Source organism: Natrialbaceae archaeon AArc-T1-2 (genome assembly GCF_030273315.1).
Taxonomy (GTDB): Archaea; Halobacteriota; Halobacteria; order Halobacteriales; family Natrialbaceae; genus Tc-Br11-E2g1.
Genome location: NZ_CP127174.1, coordinates 2,166,261 through 2,191,847 on the forward strand (window position 1 = coordinate 2,166,261; position 25,587 = coordinate 2,191,847).

The window sequence follows — 25,587 nt, forward strand, 5'->3', positions numbered from 1 at the left end:
CAAAAAAGCGTCCGGGTGACGGATCGCTCGAAACCGACGGCGCTCGATCAGGCGAAGATTCCGATCGAGGTGAGGGTGTCGTCGTCGTTCGTCTCGTCGTCATCGACGTCGTCTTCGTCGTCATCGACGTCGTCTTCGTCGTCATCGTCGACATCGATCTCGTCCTCGAGTTCGTCAGTGTCGATCGTCATCGTCCCCACGGTCGAATCGTCGACGGTTATCGCTTCGGCGGAGACGTGTTCGGCCCGTTCTTCCTCATCGACGTCGTTCTCTTCGTCATCGACGATATCGTTCTCCTCATCGTCAGCGACGTCGTTCTCTTCGTCATCGACGACGTCGTTGTCCTCGTCGTCAGCGACGTCGTTGTCCTCGTCGTCAGCGACGTCGTTGTCCTCGTCGTCAGCGACGTCGTTGTCTTCGTCGTCAGCGACGTCGTTGTCTTCGTCATCCTCTTCGAGTGACTCGATCGTCATCGACTCGAACGTGAAGTCACCGACCTCGAACTCCTCGATCGTGAGGTGGTCGATCTCCTGCGTTTCGACCTCGTCGTCCTCTTCGTCGACGGCGTTCTCGTCATCGACCTCGTCGTCCTCCTCGCCGATAGCGTTCTCGTCATCGACCTCGTCGTCCTCGTCATCGACGGCGTTCTCGTCACCGTTCTCGTCTATCTCGGCATCGTCGGCCTCGTCGTTGTCGTCAATCTCGTCGTCATCGGCTTCGTCGTCGTCATCGTCGTTGAAGAGACCCTCGAAGAAGTCACCGACCGCATCGATGATGCCGTCGTTCTCCTCGATCTCGAGTTCGTCGATGGTCATCCGATCGACGTTCATCGTCTCGATCGTCAACTCCTCGATCTCGAGTTCGTCAGCGTCCTCGTCGATCAGGTCGATCTCGTCGTTATCGTTGACGTCGTTCTCCTCATCATCGACGTCGTTATCGTTGACATCGTTCTCCTCGTCATCGACGATGTCGTTCTCCTCGTCGTCAGCGACATCGTTCTCTTCGTCATCGACGACGTCGTTCTCCTCGTCGTCAACGTCGTTCTCGTCGATTTCGTCGACCTCATCCTCGTCGATCTCGAGGTCCGTCATCGAGACGTTCTCCATCTCGAGCGACTCGATCTGGACGTCAGTCAACGTCAAGTCTTCCTCGTCGTTGACGTCGTTGTCGTCGACTGCGTCGTTCTCGTCATCGACGTCGTTATCGTTGACGTCGTTGTCGTCGACGCCGTCGTCATCGACAACGTCGTTCTCCTCGTCGTCAACGTCGTTTTCTTCGTCATCGACGTCGTTATCGTCGATCACCTCTTCTAGCTCGTCTTCGTCAACGTCCAGCTGATCGACGTTCAGCTCCTCGATCGTCGCGTTTTCGACTGTGACGTCGTCGAGATCGAGTGTTCCCACCTGTACGTTCTCTAACGTTGCGCTCGTGTCTCCGGCGTCGTCTTCGTCGGCTACTGCCGCACCGGCCAGTGCTGGCGCTGACAGTATCATGATGGCTGCAACGAAGACGGCACCGATTTGTCGTGGTCGTGAAACCATGCGGGAACGGCTACATCGATCACCAGGCTAAAACGACCCGACTGTTACACAATTGTGTCGAGAAAAACCACTGTTTAGAACGGCGACAACCCGCTAATGTGTGTTTCACGTATTGGTTCTCGAGACAGTTCTACAGCGGCCGGATAGACACCCCCGTTCCCACCCTCACGGGTTTTTCGCCTTCGCCTGCCACCTATCGGCCAGTGACATGACGAACGGAACGTTTACCGCCACGCTCACCAACACACAGCCGATGCGCGATTGCTTCGAGCTCCGAGAGACCGACGCTGGCGGGCGAATCGGCGAGTTACGGATACCGCGTGCCGACGTCACCGTCGAGACGCCCGCGCTCTTGCCGGTGATTAATCCCAACTTGGAGACGGTCTCCCCGCGACGGCTGGCCGACGAGTTCGGTGCCGAGATGCTCATCACCAACGCGTACATCATTCACAACACCGACAGTCTCCGCGAGCGAGCACTCGAGGTCGGCCTCCACGAGTTACTCGATTTCCCGGGTGCGATCATGACCGACTCGGGCTCGTTTCAGCTCTCGGAGTACGGCGAGATCACGGTCACGACCGAGGACATTCTCGCATTCCAACGCGAGATCGGCTCCGACGTCGGGACGCCGGTCGACCTGCCGACGCCGCCCGACGTCTCCCGCGAGCGAGCCGAATCCGACCTCGAGACGACACAGGAACGACTCGAGGTCGCCGAGGCGGTCGACACCGGTGACATGCTGGTTAACGCGCCCGTCCAGGGATCGACCTACCCCGATGTACGCGAGAACGCCGCCCGACACGCCGACGCGACCGATCTCGACGTCTTCCCGGTCGGTGCGGTCGTCCCGTTGATGAACGACTATCGATACGCCGACGTCGTCGACGTCGTCGCCGCCGCGAAACGCGGCCTCGGAGCCGACGCGCCCGTCCACCTCTTCGGAGCCGGCCACCCGATGATGTTCGCGCTCGCGGTCGCGATGGGCTGTGACCTGTTCGATTCAGCGGCCTACGCGCTGTACGCCCGCGACGACCGGTATCTCACCGTCCGTGGCACCCGCCACCTCGACGACCTCGCGTATCTCCCCTGTTCCTGTCCGGTCTGTACCGAATGCACTCCCGAAGAACTCCGTGAACTCCCCGATGGTCGGCGCGAGGAGGAACTGGGTGCACACAACCTCCACGTCTCCTTCGAGGAGATCCGGCGGATCAAACAGGCCATCCGCGCAGGGGACTTACTCGAGCTCGTCGAACAGCGTGCTCGCGCCCATCCGGCAATGCTCGACGGCTATCGCGCCCTGCTCGACCACGCCGAGCAACTCGAGACCTCGGACCCGGTCTCGAAAGGGTCGTTCTTCTACACCTCACACGAGAGCGCGCGTCGACCCGAGGTCGTCCGCCACCACGACCGGCTCGCCCGACTGTCGGTTCCCGACTCGGTGTTTCTCACCGAGGGAGGCTCCTCGAGCACCGACGCCTACGACGACTCCTGGCGGGTCGTCCCGCCGTTTGGCCCGGTCCCGCCCGCGCTCTCGAAAAGCTACCCGCTCACCGCCGAACTGCCCGACCGGACCGACCGGAGCGCACGCGAGGCCGCCTCTCGCGGCGTAACCCGCCTCGTCGAGGCGAACCCGGAAACGGCGTTCAGGCTCGGCCACTACGGCTGGCCCGACGGCGTGCTCGCGGGGCTTCCCGACGACCTCGAGACGATAGATCTGACTAGCGATCGGTAGCCGAACTTCGACTCCCGGAACCGGAACGACGAAGGCACGAGCGTCCCCTTCCGTTCGTATGCTCGGGATGGGCTCGCTCGTGATCGGTCTCGTCATGCTGGTCGTCGTCGCCTCGTGGGTCGTCCGTCGGTTCCGTGGAGGGAACTCGAACGACGCCCCACGGAGTGGCGACGAGCTCGCCTCCTGGGAGCGCCACCGCGATGCCCAGGCCCGCGAGCCGCCCGTCGAGATCGGCGACGTGTGCGAGGCGGGCGTCGTCGACTTCTCGACGCACCACACCGGCGAGCGCCACGCCGTCTGCAAGGTCGAGGGCTTCGTCGTCTTCGTCGAGGACGTCCCCGACGACCTCGCGGTCGGCGACGTGTGCCGGTTCAAGATTCTCTCCTACAACCGCGGCCACACCTCCGCGACGGCGACGGCCCTCGAGACCTGACTGCCGGCTGCATCTCACCCCGCGTCCGTGGACCGCTTCTCACCCGGGTCGTCCGTTCCGCTGCCGTCCCGCGAGCGATCGCGGACGCCGAAAGCGATCGTCAGCGTGTCCGCGACCCAGACCGCCGCCATGAGCGCGAAGACGGTCGCGATGTCGACCCAGCCGGCGAGAAAGCCGCCCAGCAGCGGGCCGATCGCCTGGCCGGTCGAGTCCAGCCCGGAGTAGATTCCCGCCAGGGTCCCCTCGCGGCCCTCGGGTGCCAGTTCGTACTGGAGCGCCCCGAACGCCGGCCCGCCGAGGCCGGAGACGACGCCGCCGAGAAAGAGCAACGCCGGCGGGGCTGGACGCGTCTCGAAGACGAGCAGGCCAGCGATCACGACCGCCCAGCCGACCTTGCTCGCGATCAGCGGCGGCTTCCGGCCCACGCGGTCGGCGACCGTCCCCCCGATTGGGGTAAACAGCACCATCCCGAGCCCGAAACAACTCCAGGCCAGGCTCACGTAGCCCGGCCCGGCGTCGACGGTCCCCTCGAGCAGCGGTGCCAAAAGCGGGGCGAACGCCCCCGTTCCGAGCTGTGAGACGAGGACGCTGACCCCAGGCGCGACGATCGAGAGCGAGGCGAACGGACGCACGCGAGACGCGTCGGGGATCGCGCGCTCGAGGGCAGCCTCGAGGCGACCTCGGGCGGAACGCTCACCCGTTCGGGCCCGGTTCGTCGGCTCTCCTTCGCTGCACTCCCGGGTGCTCGTCCGGTCCCGTCGCTCGATCGGCCGGAGGAAGGCAACGAGCGCGAGCGCGCTACAGAGCGTCGCCGCCCCGAGGACGGCAAACGGCGCGGCGTGGCCGCCGACGAACGCGATCGCGCCGCCAACGGCGGGGCCGACCGCGAGCCCGAGCATCCCCGCAGTGCGGTAGGCGCCCATCGCCTGTCCGCGTTCCTCGCCGGGGACGGTGTCGCCGATGTACGCCGTCGTCGCGGGTCCCTTCGCGGCCATTCCTAGGCCGTCGAGTGCCCGGAGCAGGAGGATCGACAGCGGCGACCACGCGAGCGCCAGCGCGATCACGGCAGCGCCGTTGAGCACCGCGCCGCCGACGATCAGCCGCCGCCGACCGATCCGGTCCGCCAGGTAGCCCGCGGGAAGCGACCCCAGCGCCCGCACCGCCGCGGGTGCCGCGAAGATCGCCCCGACCACCACCGGCCCGGCACCGAGGTCGTCGGCGTAGGTCGGCAACAGCGGCAGGACGATCGAGATCGACATCGTCCCGAAGAGGTTCGCGCTCGCGAGCAATGCGAGGTCGCGATCCTCGAGCTGGCCGATCGAGGCGTACTGGTCACAGACCGCGCGGGCGAACGTCGCCGCGGCGGTCCGAGCCGCTCCTGTCAAACTTCTTTCATCTGTTTGCATCGTATAGCTGTCGCTGTTCGCGTCGGTTCGCCCCGCCGAGGTCGTGTACGACGGTCGACGCCGGCACGAACCCGGCACGGAGGCGTCGCTACGGCTTGTGACCGAACGACCTCGAGAACGCGAACACGTGTGGGATCGACCGCCGGCAGGTGCGACGACGGTCGCCGACGAGTGCGAAGGTCGACAACCAGCGGGCGCGACGGTCGACTGCGTGCAGTCGGCTCGAGGCGTCCGGACGGATCGTCTTCGAGCCCGACGCCGGCCGACCGCGAACGTACCCTCCCCCGTGTGTGGCGTTCGGCAGTTCACGGACGGGGGAGCGCTACCCGGGCTGTTCGACAGCAGGAGACGGAACAGTGCCGAGTAGCCAACTGCAGACAGTCCCCGGAGCGACGGCGGACCCGTCAGAAGCGAGTGTTGGTGGTCATTCTGACCGTGCGATCGATGTCAACAGGAGAATACGTGAACGTTTCGATCAGTCCGATCGCTCACGGACGACCAGTTCGATCGGCTCCGACGGCGACAGCGTCGTCGATAGCCCAAGGTCGACCGTCCTGGACTGGTCGGGTGCCAGCTCGAAGCGGTACCGGCGGGCGATCGTCGCGACGGCCAGCCGGAGGGTGAGCGTCGCCAGCCGGCGGCCGATACAGGAGCGCGGGCCGACGCCGAAGGGGACGTACGCGAACTCCTCGGCCGGGACGTCCTCGTCGGCCCACCGTTCCGGACGGAACTGCTCGGGTTCGTCCCACCAGCGCTCGTCGCGGTGGAGCGTGTAGACGGGCAACAACAGCTCCGTGCCGGCCGGCACCTCATAGCCCCGGATCGTGACGTCCGCGTTCGGCTCGCGCCAGAGTTCGAACACCGGCGGGTAGAGCCGGAGCGTCTCGTCGACGACTGACGCGACGTAGGAGTCCGGCCCCGGCGATGAAAGCGAGGGCTCGCCCTCGAGGTCGTCGACTTCGCTCGCCAGTCTCTCGGCGACCTCGGGCGTCCGGGCGAGCGAGAACCACGCGAACTCGAGGGCGGTCGCCGTCGGCCCGTGGCCGGCGAAAAGAAGCGTGAACAGCTGGTCTTTCAGCTCCTGGTCGGAGAGCTCTCCCTCGTCGGCCGCGTCGACGAGGGCCCCGAGCACGTCGAAACCCGCCGATTCGGTCTCGCCGTCCCCCTCGCGTCGGTCGGCGATAGCCCGCTCGAGCGTCCCGTCGAACCGGTCGACGGCGGCGTCGAACCGGCGGTTCGTCCGCGTGGGCACCCAGTCGGGGACGAACAGCGCGGGCATCTCGAAGCGATCCGCCATCGCCGCGACGAGTTCGTTCGTGGCCGCCGACAGCGGTTCGTACCCGTCGCCGAACAGCGTCGCGCCGAAGATCGAGGCGGTCAGCGTTCGCATCTCCGCGCCGACGTCGATCCGCTGGCCGTCCTCCCAGCGGTCGACGTGACGGCGGGTCTCGGCGACGATCTCGTCGGCGAAACTCGAGACCCGCCGTGCGTCGAAGGCGGGCTCGAGACTCGACCGGATGCGACGCCACTGCTCACCTTCGGCCGAGATCACCGCCGTCTCCGCCACGTCGGCAAGCGCCTCGCTCAACACGTCCGCCTTCCGGAATCGGTCGCTCTCGCTCAACAGCACTCGTTCGAACGCCGCCGGGTGGGTCACGAGGTAGGGCTCCCGCCGGAGTATCCGCATCCGGACGACGTCGCCCTCGCTCGCGGCCCGTTCGGTGACCCCCCACGGATCGCGGGCCATCCCGAGCGCGTTTCCCACGACTGGCAACCCCTCGACGGCCGGAACGTCTGATTCGCTCATACATCCAGGTCGATCGCGTCCCTCGAAGCCGATTGTCGCGAACAGGCTAGGACATTTATGAGTGCCGTCTGTACGAACGGACGATGAAGTCCGTCCGGCTCGTCGTCGAGTACGACGCGGAGACGATGCACCCAGCTCACGAACTGGTGTGTGAATCGCCCCGGATCGAGCGGGAGTACCTGCTCGAGGGACGCGCCGACGACGGCGTCGAGACGATCCTGAGCTACGTCGAGGGCGACCTCGAGCCCTACGAACGGACACTCGAGGCGACGTCCGGACTCCTCGAGTACGACCTCCGGCCGACGGGCGACGGCGGCTTCTTCGTCTACGCACGCTCGGAACTCGGCGACAGCGGCCGCTCGCTCGAGCGCGCGTTCGATCAGGAGACGATCGTCGTCGTGCCGCCGATCGAGTTCCGACCCGACCGGACGATGCGACTGACGCTCATCGGCCACCCCGAAGACCTGCAGGCGACGATCGACAACTTTCCCCCGGGGATCGATGCGACCGTCAGCTGGATCGGCGACCACGCCCAGGCCGTCGAGGGACGCCTGACCGACCGTCAGCGCGAAGCGCTCCAGGTCGCCTGGGACCGGGGCTACTACGACGTGCCCCGGGAGGGAGACCTCGAGACGGTCGCCGAGGAACTCGGGATTACGACGGCGACGGCCTCGACGCTGCTCCGACGGGCGGAGGCGCGGCTGGTCGAGGACGCGCTGGAGTGGAACCGGCAGGGATGACGCGACGTACCGGAGCCGTCGACGTCGTTACCGGGTGCCTTCGTCCGGATCGCTGTCCGACGTCAGACTCCAGTCGGTGTAGAACGTCAGTGCGACCGCAGTCGTCACCGCCGCGAGAAAGACGAGCGCCTCGGCGGCCAGCATCGTCGGCGCGAGCTCGAGACGGTGGCCGGAGAGACCACTCAGCCACCCGAAGAGCGACCAGCACGCAACCGTCGCGACGGCGAACGCGAAATACGACGACGGTCCCCGATCGCCGTACTGGTCGAGTCCGGCCGCAACGACGAGGAGACCGACCCCGGCAGCCGGTGAGACGAGGTCGACGCCGGTGACGAGCGAGACGTCTCGGGCGATCGACGACAACGGTGCGAACGCGAACGCGAGCGAGACCGCGATCGCGACGACGCGACCGAGCCGGGCGATCGAGTCGGCGGCCGCGTCGAGAGGCCCCGTCACGGCCGACGCACCTCGTACACTGCCTCGCCGATCCGGTGATAGACGACGTCGCCGGAGACGAGCGGCGTCGTCTCGATCCGCGACGGCCTCGAGGTGGGTGACGTCATCTCGGGCTCGACGGCGAACCGACGCTCGCCGTCCGTCGCGTCGAGCGCCAGTAGTCCGTCGGCCGTGGCGACGTAGACGGTGTCGTCGCCGACCGCAATGCCGGACTCGGCCGCGGTCTCGACGGTCCAGCGGTCGTCGCTTGCGAGGTCGACGCCGGTCACCGCCTCCTCCCACGGGTCGGTGACGTAGACGCGCTCCCCGTCGGGGCCGACCGCGAGACCACCCGCGGCGGGCACCCCCTCGAGCGTCGCCCGCCTCTCGCCGGTCGCCGCCTCGAGGACGACGACGCCCTCGTGGCCGGTGACGAGCGCCCGATCCTCGCAAGCGACGACCTGCGATCCGAGCGAGAGCGAGAACCCGTCGGGCGTTCCCGACCACACCGTCTCGCCCGTCTCGAGGTCGACCCCGGCGAGTTTTAGCTCGAGGTTTCGGTTCTCCCGTCTCCGCACGGCAACGATGACGTCCCCGGTCGCACCGGCGTCGTGCCACTGGCCGGGGGATCGCCAGCGTTCGGTTCCGGTCTCGGTCTCGAGTGCGATCACCCGGCGGTTCCCATCGAGGAAGCTGCTGAAACAGAGGAGGCTTCCAGCGAGCGTCGTCGCGTGGATGCTCCCGTCGGTGCGGTAGCGCCACCGGAGACGGCGGGTCTCGAGGTCGACGGCGTTCACGTAGACGCTCCGGGAGGGAAGAAACGCCGTCGCGTCGCGAACGCGCGGGCTCGCGTCGAGCGACCACCGGCGATCCGCGGGGGCGAAGCGCCACTGCTGGTCACCAGACGCCGTGTCGATCGCGACCAGACGACGGTCGCCGGGGACGAGCAGCGTCTCGTCCCACTGTGCGAACCCGGAGAAGCCGCCCGAATCAGTCGTGTCGATCCGTCGTTCCCAGCCGATCTCGCCGTCGGTCCGGGGACCTGGATCGGTCGTCGAGGCCGTGTTACCGCCGTCCCGTTCGGGGTGGTGCCATCCCGGTGACCGCGTCGCCGGCTCGCGGTCGGGCTGGGCGCCGATCCGACGGACCGCGACGCTGCCGACGAGCGCGGCGGCGGCCGTCCCGAGAAGGCGGCGTCTGTCGATGGAGGGCATCGTTCGACGATGTCGGGTACGATGACATGTGTGTTTCGCTACCGACGGCGACCGCGTCGTGCCGATCGGCCGCCTCGAGTCACACCGACAGCCTCTTTCGCGCGCCACCATCCAGTTCCAGTATGACCGACTACTTCGAGATCCACGAGCGCGACGGGGCCGCCCGCCTGGGTGAGCTCCGGCTCGAAACGTCCGTCCGGACGCCCGCGCTCGTCGACGACGTCCTCGCAGACGCCGGCTCGCTGTGGGCGAGCGACCGCGAGGTGCCCGACGGCGACGACGCCCGCCTCACGGTGTTGCCACACCGGGCGTTCCCGGGCGGGACCGCCGCGGAGGTTCAGGAATCGTTCGCCGTCGACCACCCCGACGTCGAGTACCCGAGCGCCGCGGTCGTCTCGAGCGAGAGTGCGACGGACCACGGCACGGACGCCTACGTCCTCTCGGACGTCCAATCGATCGTCGGCCACGGCGCGGCGCTCGTCGAGGCCGTCGTCGACGCCCGCGAGGCAGTTCCCGAGGACACCGCAGTGATCTTCTCCGGCGTCGCCACACCCCGAAACGTCGCCACCCTCGCATACGCTGGCGTCGACTGTTTCGACGCCTCGAGAGCGATCGTAAACGGTACGCAGGGGACGTACCTCACGACCGAGAACGAGTACTTCCTCGAGGATCTCGAGGAACTGCCCTGTTCGTGTCCGGCCTGTCGAACGCCTCGTGAGGAGTTTACCCGGGAGGACTGCGTCGAACACAACCGCAACGCGCTCGCAGCCGAACTTGCCGTCGTCCGCCAGCGCATTCGAGAGGGGCGGCTGCGCGATTACGTGGAGGGCCAGGCCCGCCACGACCAGTGGCTCACCGCGACGATGCGCGAACTCGACGATCAGTGGGGCTACCTCGAGGAACGGACGCCGATCCTCAGAGAGGCCGAGATCACCGCAGCGACCGAGGACACGCTCCGTCGGGTGGAAATCCAGCGCTACGCCGACCGGGTGACCACGCGCTATCGCAACCGGTTTTCGAACCCACTCGTGCTCGTCCCCTGCTCCGCTCGAAAGCCCTACAGCGACTCCCAGAGTCACAAGCAGTTTCACGACGCCGTCCAGTGGCGCGCTCACCTCGTCTCGATGACCAGCCCGATCGGCGTCGTTCCCCAAGAACTCGAGACCACCTACCCCGCCCAGCACTACGACACCGTCGTCACGGGCCGGTGGTCGGAAGACGAGATCGAGTTCGTGAGCGAAGTCCTCCGGCGATACCTCGAGCGCAACTCCTATCCCGACATCGTCGCCCACGTCCCCGACGAGGGCTACCGCGACATCGTAGAGCGGGTCGAGGACGAACTCGACCTCGAGATCACCTACACCGTCGACGCAGGCGCACACCCGACCGACGACGCCTCGCTCGCGAACCTCCGAGAAGCACTGTCGGGCGAGCTCAAATACTCGAAACGCGAACGCGAGCACAACACTGTCCGGGCCATCGCGGACTACCTGCTCGGCGACGGCGCGGGCGACGACCTCTTCGAAGACATCAAAACGACCAGTCGCTATCCGAAGATCCAGGTCCGCGACCGTGCGAACACCCAGCTCGCGACGATGGTCGCCCGCTACGGGACGCTGTCGTTCACGCTCGAGGGCGCGAAGCGATGGGTCGAGAGCGACGCACCCACCAAACGCGTCGAAATCGACGGCTTCGTCCCCCACGGCAGCGTCCTCGCGCCGGGCGTCGTCGACGCCGACGAGGAGATCCGGGTGGGTGACGAGGTCGTCGTCGAGGGTCCCAAGGCGTTCGCCGTCGGCCGCGCAGAGATGTTCGGCCGCGAGATGGTCGAGAGTTCACGCGGCGTCGCGTGTGAGATCCGCCACGTCGAAGAGACGTAACCCGGCCGAACTACTGCGTGTCCTTCTCGACGACGAGGTCCTCGAGGACGAGCACGTCGAGTCCCATCCCGTAGAAGTCCTTGAGCGCCTGGGTCGGCGTCCGGACGATCGGTTCGGCGTGGTCGTTGAACGAGGTGTTGAGCACGACCGCCACGCCGGTGATGTCGGCGAACTCGGAGATGAGCCGATGATAGCGGGGGTGCTGGTCTTCCCGGACCGTCTGGGGTCGCGTCGAGTCGTCGGCCGGGTGCAAGACGGCCGCGAGGTCGTCGGTCGTTTCAGGGTCGACGTCGTAGGCGTCGATCATGAACGGTGCCGGCTGTCCGTCGACGAGGTAGTCACTCGCCGCCTCCTCGAGCATCGAGGGGGCGAACGGCCGCCACTCCTCGCGGTGTTTGACGAACCGATTGACCCGGTCTCGAGATTCGGCGGTTCGAGGATCGGCGAGGATGCTCCTGGCTCCGAGCGCTCGTGGCCCCATCTCCATTCGTCCCTGAAACCAGCCGACGAGCTGACCGTCTGCGAGCCGTTCGGCGACGTATCGCTCGAGGTCGTCGGGCTCTGCGTACGCGATCTTGTTCGTCTCGAGGGTCGATCTGATCCCGTCGGTCTCGTAGGCGGGGCCGAAGTAGACCGTCGTCTGGCGGTCGACGTCCGCCGGACGCTGCGTTGCCCACCCCGCCCCGAGTGCGAGCCCTGCGTCGTGGGCGACGGGCTGGACGAAGACGTCGTCGACGAGCGGCGACTCCCGAACGCGCTTGTTCAGTTTGCAGTTGAGCGCGACGCCGCCTGCGAGCGCGACGTTCGCGGCCCCGAGCCGTTCGACGGCCGTCTCCACGATCTCGACGACCGTCTCCTCGAGCAGTTTCTGAGCCGTGTGTGCGAGGTCTTTCTCCCACTGGTCGAACTCGCCGGGCGTCTCCGTTCGCGGGCGACCGAAGGCGTCCTCGAGCAACGCGACGCCGTGGCCAGTTCCCCATCGCTTCGTCAGTTTGGTGACGTCGTAGTCGACGCCGGTGTCGATCAGGCTCCGCAAGACGCGTTCGATCTCGGGGTTGTCCTCGCCGTACGGTGCAAGCCCCATCACCTTCCCTTCGCCGTTGAACATCCGGTAGCCGAGATACTCCGTCACGATGGCAAAAAAGAGTCCGAGGCTGTTGGGGTGTTCGTACGTACGCACGCGCTCGAGTCGCTCGCTGTCGGCGTCCCAGATCACCGTCGAGTCGTACTCGCCTTTGGCGTCGACCGTGAGGACGACTCCCTCGTCGAATCCGGAGGGGTGAAACGCGCTCGCAGCGTGACAGCGGTGGTGGGCGATCGTTTCGATCGGTGGAACAGGTGTGGCGAACGACTCGAGGCGGGCTTCGACCTGGCGCGTCGGAACGAACCGACTCCGGACCTGGGCAACGAGCGTTTGCTCTAGCGCGGAGAGCTTTCGACCCAGCCCGGGTGCTCGAATCGCGTCGGTGAGATAGTGCGAAGCGATTTCACCCTGAAGCTGTGGATCGTACGGCAGCAGAATGTGCTCGAGGTCGGAAAGATCGAGGTCGCGATAATCGAGACACGCCCGAATCGCGTGCTCGGGGAAGGTCTCCGTCGCGTGTTTTTCGCGCGTGTATCGCTCTTCTTCGACGCCGAAGACGGGAGTGCCGTCTTCGAAGAGAACAGCACTCGGATCGTGCTGGCCGTAGAGACCGATTGCGGGTTTAAATGCAAGTCGATAGTCTGTCATGTCTCGTGAAGGTAACGCAACCTAGACCAAAATTGAGCGGAGACAAAATGACAGTGACGATTTGCTGATCCAGCAAATCGTCGCCTATTTGTTCGGATACATCGATTGTATCCTCGTGCAACAGGAGCGATCGTCGACCCCGTCCCAGGTCTTTCAGATCCTGGCGGACGACTACGCACGGCGAATCCTCGTCGCGGCGGACCAGGAACCGATGTCCGCGAAAGATCTCAGTGACGCGTGTGACGCGTCGCTGACGACGGTGTATCGGCGCGTCTCGATGCTCCAAGAACACGGCCTCATCGACGAACGCCGGTCGATCGGACCGGACGGCGCACACCGAAGCACGTTCGAGACCGCACTCGAGGAGCTGCACGTCGACCTCTCGGAGGGCGAACTGACGATGACACTGGAGACGCGTGACGAACTCGCAGACACCTTCACGTCGCTGTGGGATGCCCTTCGTGACGACCGATGATCGAGGCACCGTTTCTCATCGCGAAACTCATCACGTTCGCGTTGAGCCTCGCCGTCGCGTATCTGGCCTATCACGGCTACCGACGAAACGACCGCAAACCGATGCTGTACGTCGCTGCCGGGTTCGTGTTCATCGGAGCCGGAGCGATCTGTGAGGGGCTGCTCTATCTGGTCCTCGGAACCTCGATCGTCTCGGCCGGGCTCATCCAGGCAGCGATCGTCTCGAGCGGGATGATCCTCATTCTTCTCTCACTGACGAAGTGAGTGTGGCGACGCCATGAGGGGGGGGGGGAGGGGGAAACTCACGTCTCACAGGCTGAGCAGCCGGTTCGGCGGCGAACGACGAGCCAGATAATCCCGAGTGTCACCATGGTCACGATCGTCTGTCCGAGGGTGGCTCCCAGTCCACCTGCAGCGGCACCGCCTGTAACCGCGACTGTGCCAGCACCGACACAACAGAGACTCGCAAGTCCTGCGAGTCCCAACAGTGATCCCCGGGACGCCGTATCCGAATCCATTATCGGCGGGTATGACTACCGCTTGCATATAATTTGGGATGAGTTTGGAACGGATACTGTGACTGTCGTCGACCGAACGCCGGGTTCGGCCGATCGGCGGCCACAGTCGATGGAATCACTCTCCGAGCGTGATCGCCTCGTCGGCGGCGTTTCCCAGGGCGTCGGAGCGACCGTAGCTTCCGGGCGCGATCGCGACCGTCTCGACGCCGACGCGGCCGGCGTGCTCGAGTGCGGGTTTGAAGTCGGTGTCACGGGAGGCGATCACGAGCACGTCGAGCGTTCCGTCGGTCGCGAGGGCGGTGGCGTCGACGGCCAGTTTCACGTCGACGTCACCGCTGGTGACGACGACTTCGAAGCCGCGAGCTTCGGCCGCCTGGATCAGTCCCGGCGTGGCGTGTTCGTCGAGGTAGAGTCGAAGGATGCCGGTTCGGCCGAGGCCGGTCGCGACCTCCCGGAGGTCGTCGAGATCGACGTCGAACTCGTCGCGGAGGATGTTCGGCCCGTCGACGAACAGCCCGACGGTCGACGTCTCGTCGGGCTCGAGACGGGTACGAACGCGGTCGAACATACAGTGTCGTACCCGGAGTCCGGAGATAGGTGTGACGAAAATCGGTGGCTCGGTTGAGCTGCCACCATGTGTCGTCAGATAGACGGCTGACGCGTGTCGGCTACGGATCGCCCACGTTTATATAGAACCCCCTGGCAGGGAGGATATGGCCCAGACGGAGTCAGTCAGCGTGCAGGTCGTCAGGAAGGTTGCCGACTGCGAAGGTGTCGACCCGGCCGCGTTACAACCGCCGCTTCAAACAGTCATCGATACGGACGCACTCGACTCGTTGTTTCGGCTAGGCGACGAAACGACACACGCCGACGGGGTGGTCGAGTTCACGTACAAAGGGTATCCGGTGACCGTCGACAGTACCGGCAGGGTAGACGTCGCCCAGCCACGTGCGAGCAACGACTGTACGTCGGGCGAGACGACCGAGTGACTCCAGTGGAGGGCTGCCCGATCTGACCAGACCCGATCTGACACGCCGACATCGTTTTCCAGCGCGAATCCGTCTCTCGAGTATGGACGCTGCCAAACCGATCCGGATCGACGACGAGGCGGCACTCGAGTCATTTCTCGACGATCACGACGTGGCCCTCGTCGAACTGTACACGGAGGGGTGTCCGAAGTGTCAGGCGATGGAGCCGGTGCTCGGCAACGTCGCACGGGCGACCGACGTCGCCGTCGGCATGGTGAATCCACGGGACGACCCCGCCCTCGTCGATCGATTCGCCGTCCAGTCGGTCCCGTTGCTCGTCCTCTTCGAGGACGGCGACGAACGCGCCCGGAAGGCAGAAGGGTTTCAGGGTGTCGATGACGTGATCGCGTTTCTCGAGGAGCACGTTCCCAGCGCCGTCAACGAGAGCTGAGCGTGAGAGCGGACGAGAGAGAACGTCGAGTCGACCGTGGTCGGATCTGGCACCCTCACCGCCACCGCTAAGCGGTTCGCGCCTGTTGTTCCGGCAATGGCCGACGCTATCGACCTCGTCGAACGGTCGCTCGCGGACGACACCCGCGAGACATTCGATCAACGCGTCGACGACCAAGCGGTCGCTCTCGCCGAGGCGTTGCGGGCGGGTCGCCTCGACAGTCCCGGCTTCGGACTCGGGCTCGAGCTCGAGATTTACGCCGTCGATGCGGACGGTCGGCTCGCGAGAGTGCCCGACGACGTCTTCGAGACGGCCTGTGAGCGAGAGTTCGGACGCCACAACGCCGAGCTCAACACCGATCCGGATCCCTTCGACGACGCGGGAATCGTCGCCCAGGCCGAGCAGCTTCGTCGTCGGTACCGACGGGCCCAGGAGGCGGCCGGCGAGAACGGACTCGAGTTCGTCCTCGATGCCATGTGGACCGTTCCGCCCGCCGCAGGGACCGACGCGTACCTGTCGGACGTCCGCGAACGCGACGGGTACACCGTCGCCGAGAACATGACGCCGTCGCCGCGCTACCGGGCGATCGACAACGACGTGATCGCACACGCCGGCGGGACGGTGACGCTGTCGGTGCCCGGCGTCGACCGGGAGTTTCCTTCGATGCTGTTCGAGTCGCTGACGAGTTCGATCCAGCCCCACGTTCAGGTCCCGGACGTCGGGACGTTTCCGCGGTACTACAACACCGCCATCCGGACGCTCGGTCCGGTGCTCGCGCTGGCGACGAACTCCCCGCTTTTACCCCCGGATCTGTACGACGTCGACGACCCGTTCGCGTTGCTCGAGAAGACGTACCACGAACTCCGAATTCCCGTCTTCGAGCAGTCGATCGACGACGCCTGGGAGAAAGTACGGTTTCCCGACGGTCTCGAGCGGACGGTCGACGCGCTGGAGTACCTCGTCGACGACCCGACGTGTGCGCCCTTCCTCAAAGAGTGGCTCTCCGACGGGGAGCGGGAGACGTTCGGCGAGCGGTTCTGGGAACTGGATCACAAACGAGGCACCTACTGGCGGTGGCTCCGTGCCGTCCTCGGCGGACAGCCGATCGGCGAGGGAGACGCGTGGTCGATGCGGATCGAGTACCGGCCGTTACCCACTCAGCCGACGATCGTCGACAACGTCGGCGTCCAGTGTCTGGTCGCCGGTCTCGTCCGCGGCCTCGTCGACGCCGACCACCCGCTCGCTACCCTCGAGGCCGACGCTGCCGAGCGCTGTTTCTACGACGTCGTCACGGACGGCCTCGAGGCAGACCTCGCGTGGATCACCGCAGACGGCACGTGGACGAGCGATCCCGACACCATCTACGAGGAGCTGTTCGACTACGCCCGCCGGGGACTGCGGGCGGCGGGGGCCTCTCCCGAGACGATCGCGGCGTATCTCGAGCCGATCGAACAGCGCTGGCACGAGGAGACGACCCCGAGTGCCTGGAAGCTCGAACTCGTCCGGAGCCGCCTCGAGCGCGGCGAGAGCTTCGCCGAGGCCGTCCGCGGAATGCAAGCCGAGTACAGAACGCGGGCGGGTACCGGGGAACCGTTCGTACGATGGCCCGAGGGTCGGTGACAGCTTTACACCCGGTCATGATTCGTTCAACAGTCGGCTGCCGGGAGTGGCCTCGATACGGGTTCAGTCGGCCGTTCAGTCCACGCAACCGTTGACTGGACCATGACTGGTGTATTGCCGGTGACGAAAAGACATTACTTCTCGGAGGCTGTCGATCCGAGTATGCCGCTCCAGACGCCGCCGCTACGTGGGTTACACGCCGAGCGCGGAGCGAAGTTCACCGAGTTCGGCGGCTGGGACATGCCAGTCGAGTTCGATTCGATCCGCGAGGAACACGCGGCCGTCCGCGATGACGCCGGTATCTTCGACGTCTCGCACATGGGCGAGATCCACGTCACCGGCCCGGACGCGACGGAGCTGGTCCAGGGGCTCACGACGAACGACGTCACCGACCTCGGAGTCGGAGACGCCCAGTACGCGGCGATGACCGACGAGGACGGCATCATCATCGACGACACCATCGTCTATCGGCTCCCCGGCGAGCGCGAGACGCCACCCGGATCTCGCGACGACGACACCGGCGACGGCGAACCGACCTACCTGTTCATCCCCAACGCTGGCACCGACGAGGAAACCCACGAGCGGTGGGTCGAGTACCGCACCGACCACGACCTCGAGGCGACGGTCGACAACCGGACCGACGAGTACGCGATGTTCGCAGTGCAAGGGCCGAACGCCGTCGACCTCGTCGACTCGGCCGCCGAGGAACCGGTTGCAGACCTCGATCGGTTCTCGGGGACCGAAGCCACGCTCGCAGGCGTCGAGTGCTGGCTCTCCCGAACGGGATACACCGGCGAAGACGGTTTCGAGGCCGTCGTTCCGTGGAACGAAGCGGAGACGGTCTGGTCGGCGTTCGACTGCCAGCCGTGTGGCCTCGGCGCGCGAGACACGCTCCGGATCGAGGCCGGGCTGTTACTCGCCGGCCAGGAGTTCGACCCCGAGTCGAACCCCCGGACGCCCTACGAAGCCGGCATCGACTTCGCCGTGGCCCTCGAGGCCGAGTTCGTCGGCCGGGACGCGCTGGCGCGGATCGCCGAAACGGGCGTCGAGGAAGAACTCGTCGGCTTCCGGCTCATCGACCGCGGCGTCCCCCGCAACGGCTACGACATCACGAACACCGACGGCCGCGTGATCGGCACCGTCACGAGCGGGACGATGAGCCCGACTCTCGGGGATCCGGTCGGGCTGGGCTACGTTCCGACGGAGTACGCCGAACCCGGCACGACCCTGCAGATCGTCGTCCGCGGTCAGTCGAAGAAAGCACGCGTCGAACCCATCCCCTTTATCGACACATGAGTTTCGAGACACCCGACGACAGACGGTATCTGGAATCGCACGAGTGGGCACACGAACGAGACGGCGTCGTCCGCGTGGGTATCAGCGACTTCGCCCAGGACGAACTCGGCGACGTCGTCTTCGTCGAACTCCCCGACGAGGGCGAGTCGGTCACGCAGGAAGACGCCTTCGGCGTCGTCGAGTCGATCAAGGCCGTCTCCGATCTCTACGCGCCGGTAAGCGGCGAGGTCGTCGCGGTCAACGAGGCGGTGTTCGACGCCCCCGAACTCGTCAACGACGAGCCCTACGGCGAGGGCTGGATGCTCGAGATCGAGCCGGCCGACGGGGACGAACTCGAGGAGCTGTTGACCGCCACCGAGTACGAGGACCAGATCGCATAAGGCGAAGAGTGGTACCAGCGCTTCTCGTTACCGTTCCAGCGACCAGAGATCGGTCGCCAGTTTCGCCATCTTAGTCGTCCGATCGTCGATGTCGTCCATCGTCCACGAGTCGTACTCGGCGGCGATCGCCCGGGTCATCGCGAACCGGGACGTCTCGTAGACCGCTTTCTTCGCGTCGAACGGATTCGCTCCCGCCTCGACGTTCTTGTCCGTCTCGAGCAGGGTGAGGTTGCCGAGTACGTCCCGTCGCTCCTCGAAGATTGCCTCGGTCGTGTCCAGTTCCGCCGGCCAGGCGTTGTACTTCTCGGCGCTAAACGCCGCTCGAGGGGCCACGTGCTCGAGATCCGCCTCGGGGAACTCGTCCGCACTCACCCCGTCGAATCGTTTCTCCTCGAGTGCGTAGAGCATGTACCTCGTCTGGTCGTTGAGCTTCATCCGCTTGTTCTCGATTCCCGCCCGGACCTCCGGGTCGCTCGGAGCCTTCTCGAGAAGCCGTACTCGGATCGACTCGACGGGATCGTCGCTGTCGAAGGCAGTAGAGCAGACGTCGGCGTAGAGTCGGTCCAGCTCGCTCCCGGTCGCGTAGTTTGCGACCTTCCAGCGGACGAGAAACTTCTCCAGGACCTGCAACGCCTCGATCGCGCGGTTCGGACTCTCGAACTCGCGGAAGATCCGGAGCATGAGCGTTCTCGCCTGTCCGGATTTGAGCATCTCGAGGTGCTCGAGTTTCGTGTTGATTGCCCCGTTACCCGACTCGTCGTAGCTGTCGATCTCACAGTTGACGAGGTCGACGTAGCGTCTGGACTGTCTGGCGATGTCCCTGATGAACTCCTCGATGGTGAGACTCGACTCTGGAACGCGCTCGTCGAGGAACGTCTGGAAGACATCGTAAAGCTTGTAGTTCGAGACGCTGTCGTTGAGGTCCGGCTCTGGCGTCGACATCAGGTAGTGTCGGAAGAACATACTCGGCTTGCGAAGTGCCGGAACGACGGCGTCGACGATGCGTTGCCACTGCGTCTTGACCTCGTCGTAATCGACGTCGTCTCGCTGTGCCGCGAGGCTGAACAGGTAGTTTTTCATCAGGTCGACCGACGAGAGTTCCATTCCCCTGTCGTTCAGCGTCTCGAACAGGCGAAACGCCGACTGTTCCCCGTCGCACTCGATCGTGACGAGCGTCATCGACCGAAGCAGTCGCTTCCGGAGGAAATCGACCTCCTCGATATCGAGATCGTCTAGCTTGTCCGTGTAGAACTCGAACGCCTCCTGCAACAGGCCGTCCTCGGCCTCGTCCCACCGGCGTTCGAGCAACGACTCGTAGATGTCGTTGTCGAACCGGCTGAGGGTCAGCTTCTGGAAGTCGTCCCGGTCAACCTGCGACTCCCAGAGGTACATGTCGTCGATGTTCTCGGCCGACTCCTCCTTCCCCGCCGAGAGATACCGCTCGCGAATCACCATGAGCAGAATCGAAAGCGTCGTAAGCCGCTGCTGGCCGTCGACGACCTCGAGGACGTTGGGGTCGTTCAGTCCTCCCGAGCGTTCGATGACGACGAGCGAGCCGAGGAAGTGCGTGTCGTCCCCCTCCAGCGCAGTCAGATCCTTCCACAGCGCGTCCCACTGCTCTTCTTCCCAAGAATACTGGCGCTGGTAGTCGGGAACCTCGTACCGATAGTTCCGCCTGAAAACGCTCTCGACGGTGTCCTCGTTCGCAGAGAGGCCGATTCCGCTAGCCATGCCAGAAACTCACAAATGGCTGTAATTAGAACTTCCGATCGACGTGTTAGGAAGTCCAGGTAAACTCACCGGTAGAGACGACCGGTGTCGGTACGACGCCGTCCGAAGGCGACGGGCCCGAGATCGAACCGGCCGACGAGGACGAACTCGAGGTGCTGTTGACCGCGACGGGGTACGAAGACCAGATCACGTGAGAGGCTCGACAGAGGATCAGAAAAACGGCACCCAGACGGTCGTCGGCAGCACGGTCACGAGATAGAGGGCGACGACGAGCGCGGTTCCGAAGACGATTCCTGCGGCCGGCGGGTCGACGTGTGTCTCGCCGTGGGCGTAGAAGACTCGCTGGAAGAGTTCGCCGAACAGCGCGGACGCGATTCCGACCGCCGCGCCGACCAGCAGTGCGACCTCGAGCGAGCCGCTTCCGGCGAGGACGGCCGCATCGTTGTACGGAACCGGTGCGTCCTCGATCTCGTCGGGACCGAGCGCGACGGCAAGCGCCGCCGTACTCGCCGGCAGGGTGACGTGGTGGGTGACGGGAACGTTCTCGACGCCACAGTTCAGAAACAGCAGCGTCGCCGCGCTGATCCCGAACGCGAGGAAGGCGCTGCCGGTGACGACGGCGACGTACGCCCCGAGAATGCCGGCGACGAGCCCGGTCGTCGCCACGTGTCCCCACCTGTACTGGTGGGGGAGCCACGGTTCGACGACCAGTCGAGCACGGATCCTCGAGCGGACTCCGGACTCGTGTTCGATCCTCTCGGCCGTCGCCTGGCCGCCGTCCGGCGCGGGCTCGCGTCGTTCGCCCCGTTCGAACGGACTCATGTCGAGGACGTTTCCGCGAACCCTCCCGACGAGACTGTACCTCAGGATCAGCCGGTGAAACAGCGCCGAGAGGACGACGCCCATCGCGATCGGATCGTAGGGCATGCCAAGCGTTACAGAGAGTTCGGTGAGCCAGAATCCGAGGACGCCGAATGCGCCGCCAACCGCGAGGACGTCCGGCTTGGTGCCAAGCGCCCGGGTGACGTTTTTCGCTTCGTGATAGCGAAACCCCGTGTTCAGGTATCCCTGCCGCGCTGCATAGGCCGTGGCTGCGGCCCCGCCGCCGAAGCTCACCGCCGGCGAGAACGCGGGTCCGAACGCGACGTCGTCCGTGATCGCGGTCGCACCCGGATCGACCAGCACTGCCGCTTCGCCGACGATCACGAGAAAGCCGGTGAAAATAAACGCCGGCAGCGCACCGATAGCCGCCCCGAACGCGCCGCCGCCGAAGGCGGCAATAAGCGACTCCAACGAGAACAGCGCCTCGAGAAGGTCCTCGATCATCACCGACCATCCCCGTCGAGTTCCGGACGAGAGACGGCGAAGCTAGCCCTCATCTGTGTTTGTGTATGACTTACCACACCGATAATAGTATTTTATGGCGAACGTGTGTCGAATGACCGTCTACCTATCCAATCCCGAACGGAAGACGGCGACACTGTTCGACGAACTCGAGAGTGAGATGTGACGAGCGACGCTGTCGAGGTCACGCTGTGACAGTCCGACCGTCAGTCACGAGCGTCAGGAAACGTCTCCCGTCCCTCGTCCGTGATCACGCTCTCGAGCAAGGAAACGGGCGTCGCGTCGTAGGCGGGGTTTTCCACGTCGAAGCCCTCGGCGGGTTCGGGCAACACCTCGCTGCCGGGGCGGAACTCGTTTTCGAAGATGAAGCCCTCGGTGACGAGCTTCGAGGACGAGCCGAGTACGGTGACGGGAACCTCGAGGTGATTCGCCGCGGTCGCAAGCTGGAAGGTGCCGACGCGGTTGTACAGCGTCTCCTCGACGATGCAGTCCATGCCGACGACGACCCGGTCGCACTCTTCGAGGTAGTGGCCGCCGGCGCTGTCGGTGATCAACGTGGCCTCGACGCCGGTCATCGACGCGAGTGCGCGGGCGGTCTTGCGGCCGATGTACCGCGGCCGGGCCTCCGTGACGTAGACGTCGAACGTCTTGCCCGCGTCGGTCGCGTACTCGAGGGCCTCGAGGACCGTCGAGGAGTAGTCGTGAGTCAGCAGCGTCGCGCCGTCGTCGAGGACGTCGGCCGCGTTCTCGGCGGCCCGTCGCTTGCCGGACTCGATGCGGGCGACGACCTCGTCGATTCGTTCTGCGGTGCGTGCTTTCGCGTCGTCGACGTCGGCGTACTCGCCGTCTGCGACGGTGTCGACGACGTCCCGGACCGCGTTCTGCAGGGAGGCGTGAGAGGGGTTCGCCTGTCTAAGCACCGTGCCGTTTTGCTCGAGTGCGCGGACGTACTCCTCGACGGTGGCGTACTCCCGGTCGAGCAACTCCTCGAGCGCCCAGGTCGCCTTTACGGCGACCACCGAGGAGCTGTGAGTCTGCATTGCCTGAATCTCCTCGACTGTCTCGTCGATCATACCGGAGTTGACTCTCGTCTACACAAAAGACCTTCCGGGAAAATCGACTCGGGATCACGTCCCGGAACACTTCGTCGACGCGTGTGCGTCTCGAGTACCGACCGGTTCGAAATAATTACTGTCGTTCGCCGCGATACCTGGCGTATGGATACGGCAACGATTAGACGGTCCGGATACGTCTGGCTGATCGTGAGCGGACTGCTCGCTCTCCTCTCGCCCCGCCGTGCGGTCTCGTTCGACGCCAGACTCTGGAACTGTGGCCTCGAGAACGTCGGCGACCTCGAGCCAAAGCCCTGGCTGGTCAGGTCGACTCGCGCCGTCGGCGTCGGCCTGATCGCGACCGGCGTCGTCGGATACGTCCTCGAAGGGCGTGCTGGCAGAGAACGGGCCGAGAGCGAAGAGATCGAGATCATCGACGAGACGACCACCGACGTCGATTGATACGACTGGACAACGGTGGACGTCGATGCTGTCGTCCGAGACAGTTACAAGTCGTCGTGGTCGCTCACGTCTGGCCCCCGAATCGGAACGAAACTGACGGGGCCACAGTCTAGGCGCTCGAGGCGTCCGTCCGTTTTCTTCGCGAGGACGAGTCGCTGCTCGGCGATCCCGATCGGCGCGAGGACGAGTCCACCCTCGCGAATCTGCTCACAGATTGGATCAGGAAACGCCCGGACGGCACAGGTCAGGTAGATCCTGTCGTAGGGGGCGTGTTCGGGCCAGCCTGCCCGGCCGTCGCCGACGCGGACGGAAATCTCGTCGTAGCCGAGTTCGGCGAACCGTTTCCGGGCGCGCTCGGCGAGGTCGCGGTCGTACTCGATGGTGTAGACGTGTTCCGGGCCGACGATCTCGGCCGTCACGGCGGCGTGATAGCCGCTGCCCGTGCCGACCTCGAGGACGTCGTCGCCGGGCTCGGGTGCGAGGTGGTCACACATCTCGGCGACGATGCTCGGTGCGCTGATCGTCGCGCCCTCCCCGAGCGGGATCGGTCGGTCGGCGTAGGACGCGTCTCGCCACGCCTCTGGGACGAACTCGTGTCTGGGAACGGCCCGGAGCGCGTCTTCGGTCGCTTCGAGTTCGGGGTCGACGTGCTCGACCAGCCGTTCGCGCGCCTCCGTGGGGTCTACGCTCACGCTCGAGCGTACGACGGCGAGGTGCAAACACCCGTCGGTGCGGTAGACACCCGCCACCGCTCGTTTATACTGTCGGTCATAGCGACGTGAACACGGCTGGTGACAGCACGGCCAGACACACGTTCAACGGCCGGATCACCCGGACACCAGCTCACCGGTCCATGACCGACAGTATTACTCTCGGGGTCCGTAGACGAGCCCATGGGACAGAACGGGATCGAACGACGCCTCCGCGAGGAGCGACTCGAGGACGGCGTTCTGTTTCCGGCCTACGAGGACTACTGCGTCGCGAACGTTCCGGAGACGGCGCTCGCGATGCTCTCGTCCGGGTTCGACCGGGCGCTTCCCGATCGGGTCCTCGAGGACGTCGCGACCGCCGTCGACCACGTCGTTCTCGTCGTGGTAGACGGGTTCGGCTACGAGGTGTGGCAGCGTGCGTACCGCGACCACGCGTTCCTCTCGCGACTCACCATCCGCGGGACGGTGACGCCGCTGACGTCGGTATACCCATCGGAGACGGCGTCGGCGCTGACGACGCTTTACACGGGGCGCGATCCGATCGAGCACGGACTGCTCGGCTGGTACCAGTACCTCGAGTCCGTCGGTCGCGACGTCGTGACGCTTCCGTTTACGACGCTTTCGGGCGAGGCGCTCGTAGACGTCGCTCCGGACGCGGACGCGAACGAGTTGTTCGCGGGGACGTCGCTGTACGAACGAGCGCGTGCGGCCGGAATCGACGTGTGGACGATCCAGCCGGCCGATTACGTCGGCTCCGGATACACGCGGGCGGCGACCGCCGGTGCCGAACGGGCGGGCTACGACGGAGCGAGCGAGTTCGCCCGCTCGATTCGACGAACGCTCGAGGCCGCCGCCGGGCCGACGCTCGTCCACGCCTACGAGCCGACGCTCGACGAACTCGCCCACGCCGGTGGGACCGACACTCGACGCTACCGGACGGCCCTCGGTGAGATCGCGGACGCGCTCGAGCGTGAACTGCTCCAGGAGCTCGCCCCGGCCGTCGCCGAACGAACCGTACTGATCGTGACGGCCGACCACGGAATCGTCGACACCGTCCCCGAAGAGAACGTCGACCCGACCGCGTGGGACGACTGGGACCGACTTCAGGAGACGTTTCGACGCGACGCCGACGGCGAGCCCCGGCTCCCGACGGGCAGCCCGCGAAACGTTCACGTCCACGTCCGGCCGGACCGGCTCGCGGACGCCCGGGAAATCCTCGAGCGAAACCTCGACGGGCTGGTGTTCGACCGGCGGGAGGCACTCGAGCGGGACCTGTTCGGACTCGGCTCGCGGTCCGGGCTGTTCGACCAACGGTGTGGCGACCTGATCGCCGTTCACCGGAATCGCGGCGTCTGCTGGCGGGCCGGGGATCGCAAGCTGGTCGGGATGCACGGCGGGCTGACCCCGGCGGAGATGCTGGTGCCGTTTGCCACGGCTCGCCTCGATACGCTCCGGGGGTGATCACAGCGACGAGGCATCGACCCGGCCCTCGTTGGACGCCCGATAGGCATCCTCGCGATCGTGGCCCGACGACGCCGAAGATCTCGCCGCGTTCAACCGAGAACGTGCTGTCCTCTACGGCGACGAATCCGCCGTACTCATTGCGGAGGTTCTCGACTTCGATCATCGACTACGCCGACCCAGGGATCGATCTCAGCAAA

The 25,587-nt window shown here is 65.6% G+C and carries 24 protein-coding genes; 13 read left to right on the forward strand and 11 right to left on the reverse strand.

The window, feature by feature from the left end:
• Positions 1–47 precede the first annotated feature (47 nt).
• Positions 48–1,541, reverse strand: a complete 1,494-nt coding sequence (locus tag QQ977_RS11110) for a hypothetical protein (RefSeq protein WP_285925820.1) — start codon at positions 1,539–1,541, stop codon at positions 48–50.
• 253 nt (positions 1,542–1,794) lie between these two features.
• Between QQ977_RS11110 and tgtA the strand changes: the two genes are divergently transcribed.
• Together tgtA and QQ977_RS11120 are read left to right on the forward strand one after the other, a co-directional pair.
• Positions 1,795–3,273 carry a tRNA guanosine(15) transglycosylase TgtA gene (gene tgtA, locus QQ977_RS11115; protein ID WP_285925821.1) on the forward strand — a complete coding sequence of 493 codons (1,479 nt, stop codon included), beginning with the start codon at positions 1,795–1,797 and terminating at the stop codon, positions 3,271–3,273.
• Positions 3,274–3,331: 58 nt separating this feature from the next.
• A complete protein-coding gene (locus QQ977_RS11120; RefSeq protein ID WP_285925822.1) occupies positions 3,332–3,706 on the forward strand; it encodes an RNA-binding protein in 375 nt (124 codons plus the stop codon).
• A gap of 14 nt (positions 3,707–3,720) precedes the next feature.
• Here the strand turns inward: QQ977_RS11120 and QQ977_RS11125 are convergent, their stop codons facing one another.
• Together QQ977_RS11125 and QQ977_RS11130 are read right to left on the reverse strand one after the other, a co-directional pair.
• Complete coding sequence (locus QQ977_RS11125) at positions 3,721–5,091, reverse strand: MFS transporter (protein WP_285925823.1); 1,371 nt, start codon at positions 5,089–5,091, stop codon at positions 3,721–3,723.
• A 496-nt stretch (positions 5,092–5,587) separates the two neighbouring features.
• Positions 5,588–6,919, reverse strand: a complete 1,332-nt coding sequence (locus QQ977_RS11130; RefSeq protein WP_285925824.1) for a cytochrome P450 — start codon at positions 6,917–6,919, stop codon at positions 5,588–5,590.
• 83 nt (positions 6,920–7,002) lie between these two features.
• On the opposite strand from QQ977_RS11130, the gene QQ977_RS11135 reads away from it, so the two are divergent.
• Positions 7,003–7,659, forward strand: a complete 657-nt coding sequence (locus tag QQ977_RS11135) for a helix-turn-helix domain-containing protein (RefSeq protein ID WP_285925825.1) — start codon at positions 7,003–7,005, stop codon at positions 7,657–7,659.
• Between the two features lie 27 nt (positions 7,660–7,686).
• Here QQ977_RS11135 and QQ977_RS11140 read toward each other — a convergent pair whose 3' ends face one another.
• Positions 7,687–8,115: a hypothetical protein gene (locus QQ977_RS11140; RefSeq protein ID WP_285925826.1), complete on the reverse strand. Its 429-nt coding sequence runs from the start codon at positions 8,113–8,115 to the stop codon at positions 7,687–7,689.
• Positions 8,112–9,308 (reverse strand): PQQ-binding-like beta-propeller repeat protein, encoded by a 1,197-nt coding sequence (locus QQ977_RS11145; protein ID WP_285925827.1) that lies wholly within the window; start codon positions 9,306–9,308, stop codon positions 8,112–8,114. Before QQ977_RS11145 ends, QQ977_RS11140 begins: the two co-directional genes overlap by 4 nt.
• Before the next feature lie 122 nt (positions 9,309–9,430).
• Between QQ977_RS11145 and arcS the strand changes: the two genes are divergently transcribed.
• Entirely contained in the window at positions 9,431–11,188 is a 1,758-nt protein-coding gene (gene arcS / locus QQ977_RS11150) for an archaeosine synthase subunit alpha (RefSeq protein ID WP_285925828.1), read from the forward strand.
• A gap of 10 nt (positions 11,189–11,198) precedes the next feature.
• On the opposite strand, the gene QQ977_RS11155 is transcribed toward arcS, so the two are convergent.
• Positions 11,199–12,920, reverse strand: coding sequence for a carbamoyltransferase family protein (locus QQ977_RS11155; protein WP_285925829.1), 1,722 nt, complete (start codon positions 12,918–12,920; stop codon positions 11,199–11,201).
• 115 nt (positions 12,921–13,035) lie between these two features.
• On the opposite strand from QQ977_RS11155, the gene QQ977_RS11160 reads away from it, so the two are divergent.
• Both QQ977_RS11160 and QQ977_RS11165 read left to right on the forward strand, forming a co-directional pair.
• Positions 13,036–13,395 carry an ArsR/SmtB family transcription factor gene (locus QQ977_RS11160; protein ID WP_285925830.1) on the forward strand — a complete coding sequence of 120 codons (360 nt, stop codon included), beginning with the start codon at positions 13,036–13,038 and terminating at the stop codon, positions 13,393–13,395.
• Complete coding sequence (locus QQ977_RS11165) at positions 13,395–13,658, forward strand: DUF7521 family protein (RefSeq protein WP_285928702.1); 264 nt, start codon at positions 13,395–13,397, stop codon at positions 13,656–13,658. The genes QQ977_RS11160 and QQ977_RS11165 overlap by 1 nt, the downstream gene beginning before the upstream one ends.
• Positions 13,659–14,027: 369 nt before the next feature.
• Here the strand turns inward: QQ977_RS11165 and QQ977_RS11175 are convergent, their stop codons facing one another.
• Entirely contained in the window at positions 14,028–14,480 is a 453-nt protein-coding gene (locus QQ977_RS11175; protein ID WP_285925832.1) for an NYN domain-containing protein, read from the reverse strand.
• Between the two features lie 145 nt (positions 14,481–14,625).
• Between QQ977_RS11175 and QQ977_RS11180 the strand changes: the two genes are divergently transcribed.
• From QQ977_RS11180 to gcvH, 5 genes are all read left to right on the forward strand, one after another.
• The gene (locus QQ977_RS11180) at positions 14,626–14,901 is read left to right on the forward strand and encodes a HalOD1 output domain-containing protein (RefSeq protein ID WP_285925833.1); all 276 of its coding nucleotides are present in this window, start codon (positions 14,626–14,628) and stop codon (positions 14,899–14,901) included.
• A gap of 37 nt (positions 14,902–14,938) precedes the next feature.
• On the forward strand, positions 14,939–15,331 hold the full coding sequence (locus QQ977_RS11185) for a thioredoxin family protein (RefSeq protein WP_345783361.1): 393 nt from the start codon (positions 14,939–14,941) through the stop codon (positions 15,329–15,331).
• 96 nt (positions 15,332–15,427) lie between these two features.
• On the forward strand, positions 15,428–16,951 hold the full coding sequence (locus QQ977_RS11190; protein WP_285925835.1) for a hypothetical protein: 1,524 nt from the start codon (positions 15,428–15,430) through the stop codon (positions 16,949–16,951).
• 162 nt (positions 16,952–17,113) lie between these two features.
• A complete protein-coding gene (gene gcvT / locus QQ977_RS11195; protein WP_285925836.1) occupies positions 17,114–18,247 on the forward strand; it encodes a glycine cleavage system aminomethyltransferase GcvT in 1,134 nt (377 codons plus the stop codon).
• Entirely contained in the window at positions 18,244–18,627 is a 384-nt protein-coding gene (gene gcvH / locus QQ977_RS11200; RefSeq protein ID WP_285925837.1) for a glycine cleavage system protein GcvH, read from the forward strand. The genes gcvT and gcvH overlap by 4 nt, the downstream gene beginning before the upstream one ends.
• 27 nt (positions 18,628–18,654) lie before the next feature.
• On the opposite strand, the gene QQ977_RS11205 is transcribed toward gcvH, so the two are convergent.
• From QQ977_RS11205 to QQ977_RS11215, 3 genes are all read right to left on the reverse strand, one after another.
• Positions 18,655–20,358, reverse strand: a complete 1,704-nt coding sequence (locus QQ977_RS11205) for a DUF262 domain-containing protein (RefSeq protein WP_285925838.1) — start codon at positions 20,356–20,358, stop codon at positions 18,655–18,657.
• A 210-nt stretch (positions 20,359–20,568) separates the two neighbouring features.
• On the reverse strand, positions 20,569–21,684 hold the full coding sequence (locus QQ977_RS11210; RefSeq protein ID WP_285925839.1) for a hypothetical protein: 1,116 nt from the start codon (positions 21,682–21,684) through the stop codon (positions 20,569–20,571).
• Between the two features lie 224 nt (positions 21,685–21,908).
• On the reverse strand, positions 21,909–22,775 hold the full coding sequence (locus QQ977_RS11215) for a translation initiation factor eIF-2B (RefSeq protein ID WP_285925840.1): 867 nt from the start codon (positions 22,773–22,775) through the stop codon (positions 21,909–21,911).
• A gap of 144 nt (positions 22,776–22,919) precedes the next feature.
• On the opposite strand from QQ977_RS11215, the gene QQ977_RS11220 reads away from it, so the two are divergent.
• Positions 22,920–23,216, forward strand: coding sequence for a hypothetical protein (locus tag QQ977_RS11220; RefSeq protein ID WP_285925841.1), 297 nt, complete (start codon positions 22,920–22,922; stop codon positions 23,214–23,216).
• A 44-nt stretch (positions 23,217–23,260) separates the two neighbouring features.
• Here QQ977_RS11220 and QQ977_RS11225 read toward each other — a convergent pair whose 3' ends face one another.
• Positions 23,261–23,908 (reverse strand): protein-L-isoaspartate(D-aspartate) O-methyltransferase, encoded by a 648-nt coding sequence (locus QQ977_RS11225; RefSeq protein WP_285925842.1) that lies wholly within the window; start codon positions 23,906–23,908, stop codon positions 23,261–23,263.
• 201 nt (positions 23,909–24,109) lie between these two features.
• On the opposite strand from QQ977_RS11225, the gene QQ977_RS11230 reads away from it, so the two are divergent.
• Entirely contained in the window at positions 24,110–25,387 is a 1,278-nt protein-coding gene (locus QQ977_RS11230) for an alkaline phosphatase family protein (RefSeq protein ID WP_285925843.1), read from the forward strand.
• Positions 25,388–25,587: the final 200 nt, after the last annotated feature.

What these genes read in the sequence shown, in the direction of transcription:
- QQ977_RS11155 (WP_285925829.1), bottom strand. Translation starts at nt 12,920, where the DNA reads ATGACAGACTATCGACTTGCATTTAAACCCGCAATCGGTCTCTACGGC.
- QQ977_RS11130 (WP_285925824.1), bottom strand. Translation starts at nt 6,919, where the DNA reads ATGAGCGAATCAGACGTTCCGGCCGTCGAGGGGTTGCCAGTCGTGGGA.
- gcvT (WP_285925836.1), top strand. Translation starts at nt 17,114, where the DNA reads ATGCCGCTCCAGACGCCGCCGCTACGTGGGTTACACGCCGAGCGCGGA.
- QQ977_RS11180 (WP_285925833.1), top strand. Translation starts at nt 14,626, where the DNA reads ATGGCCCAGACGGAGTCAGTCAGCGTGCAGGTCGTCAGGAAGGTTGCC.
- QQ977_RS11110 (WP_285925820.1), bottom strand. Translation starts at nt 1,541, where the DNA reads ATGGTTTCACGACCACGACAAATCGGTGCCGTCTTCGTTGCAGCCATC.
- QQ977_RS11220 (WP_285925841.1), top strand. Translation starts at nt 22,920, where the DNA reads ATGGATACGGCAACGATTAGACGGTCCGGATACGTCTGGCTGATCGTG.
- QQ977_RS11120 (WP_285925822.1), top strand. Translation starts at nt 3,332, where the DNA reads ATGCTCGGGATGGGCTCGCTCGTGATCGGTCTCGTCATGCTGGTCGTC.
- QQ977_RS11230 (WP_285925843.1), top strand. Translation starts at nt 24,110, where the DNA reads ATGGGACAGAACGGGATCGAACGACGCCTCCGCGAGGAGCGACTCGAG.
- gcvH (WP_285925837.1), top strand. Translation starts at nt 18,244, where the DNA reads ATGAGTTTCGAGACACCCGACGACAGACGGTATCTGGAATCGCACGAG.
- QQ977_RS11210 (WP_285925839.1), bottom strand. Translation starts at nt 21,684, where the DNA reads ATGATCGAGGACCTTCTCGAGGCGCTGTTCTCGTTGGAGTCGCTTATT.
- QQ977_RS11135 (WP_285925825.1), top strand. Translation starts at nt 7,003, where the DNA reads ATGAAGTCCGTCCGGCTCGTCGTCGAGTACGACGCGGAGACGATGCAC.
- QQ977_RS11205 (WP_285925838.1), bottom strand. Translation starts at nt 20,358, where the DNA reads ATGGCTAGCGGAATCGGCCTCTCTGCGAACGAGGACACCGTCGAGAGC.
- QQ977_RS11215 (WP_285925840.1), bottom strand. Translation starts at nt 22,775, where the DNA reads ATGATCGACGAGACAGTCGAGGAGATTCAGGCAATGCAGACTCACAGC.
- QQ977_RS11175 (WP_285925832.1), bottom strand. Translation starts at nt 14,480, where the DNA reads ATGTTCGACCGCGTTCGTACCCGTCTCGAGCCCGACGAGACGTCGACC.
- QQ977_RS11190 (WP_285925835.1), top strand. Translation starts at nt 15,428, where the DNA reads ATGGCCGACGCTATCGACCTCGTCGAACGGTCGCTCGCGGACGACACC.
- tgtA (WP_285925821.1), top strand. Translation starts at nt 1,795, where the DNA reads ATGCGCGATTGCTTCGAGCTCCGAGAGACCGACGCTGGCGGGCGAATC.
- QQ977_RS11145 (WP_285925827.1), bottom strand. Translation starts at nt 9,308, where the DNA reads ATGCCCTCCATCGACAGACGCCGCCTTCTCGGGACGGCCGCCGCCGCG.
- arcS (WP_285925828.1), top strand. Translation starts at nt 9,431, where the DNA reads ATGACCGACTACTTCGAGATCCACGAGCGCGACGGGGCCGCCCGCCTG.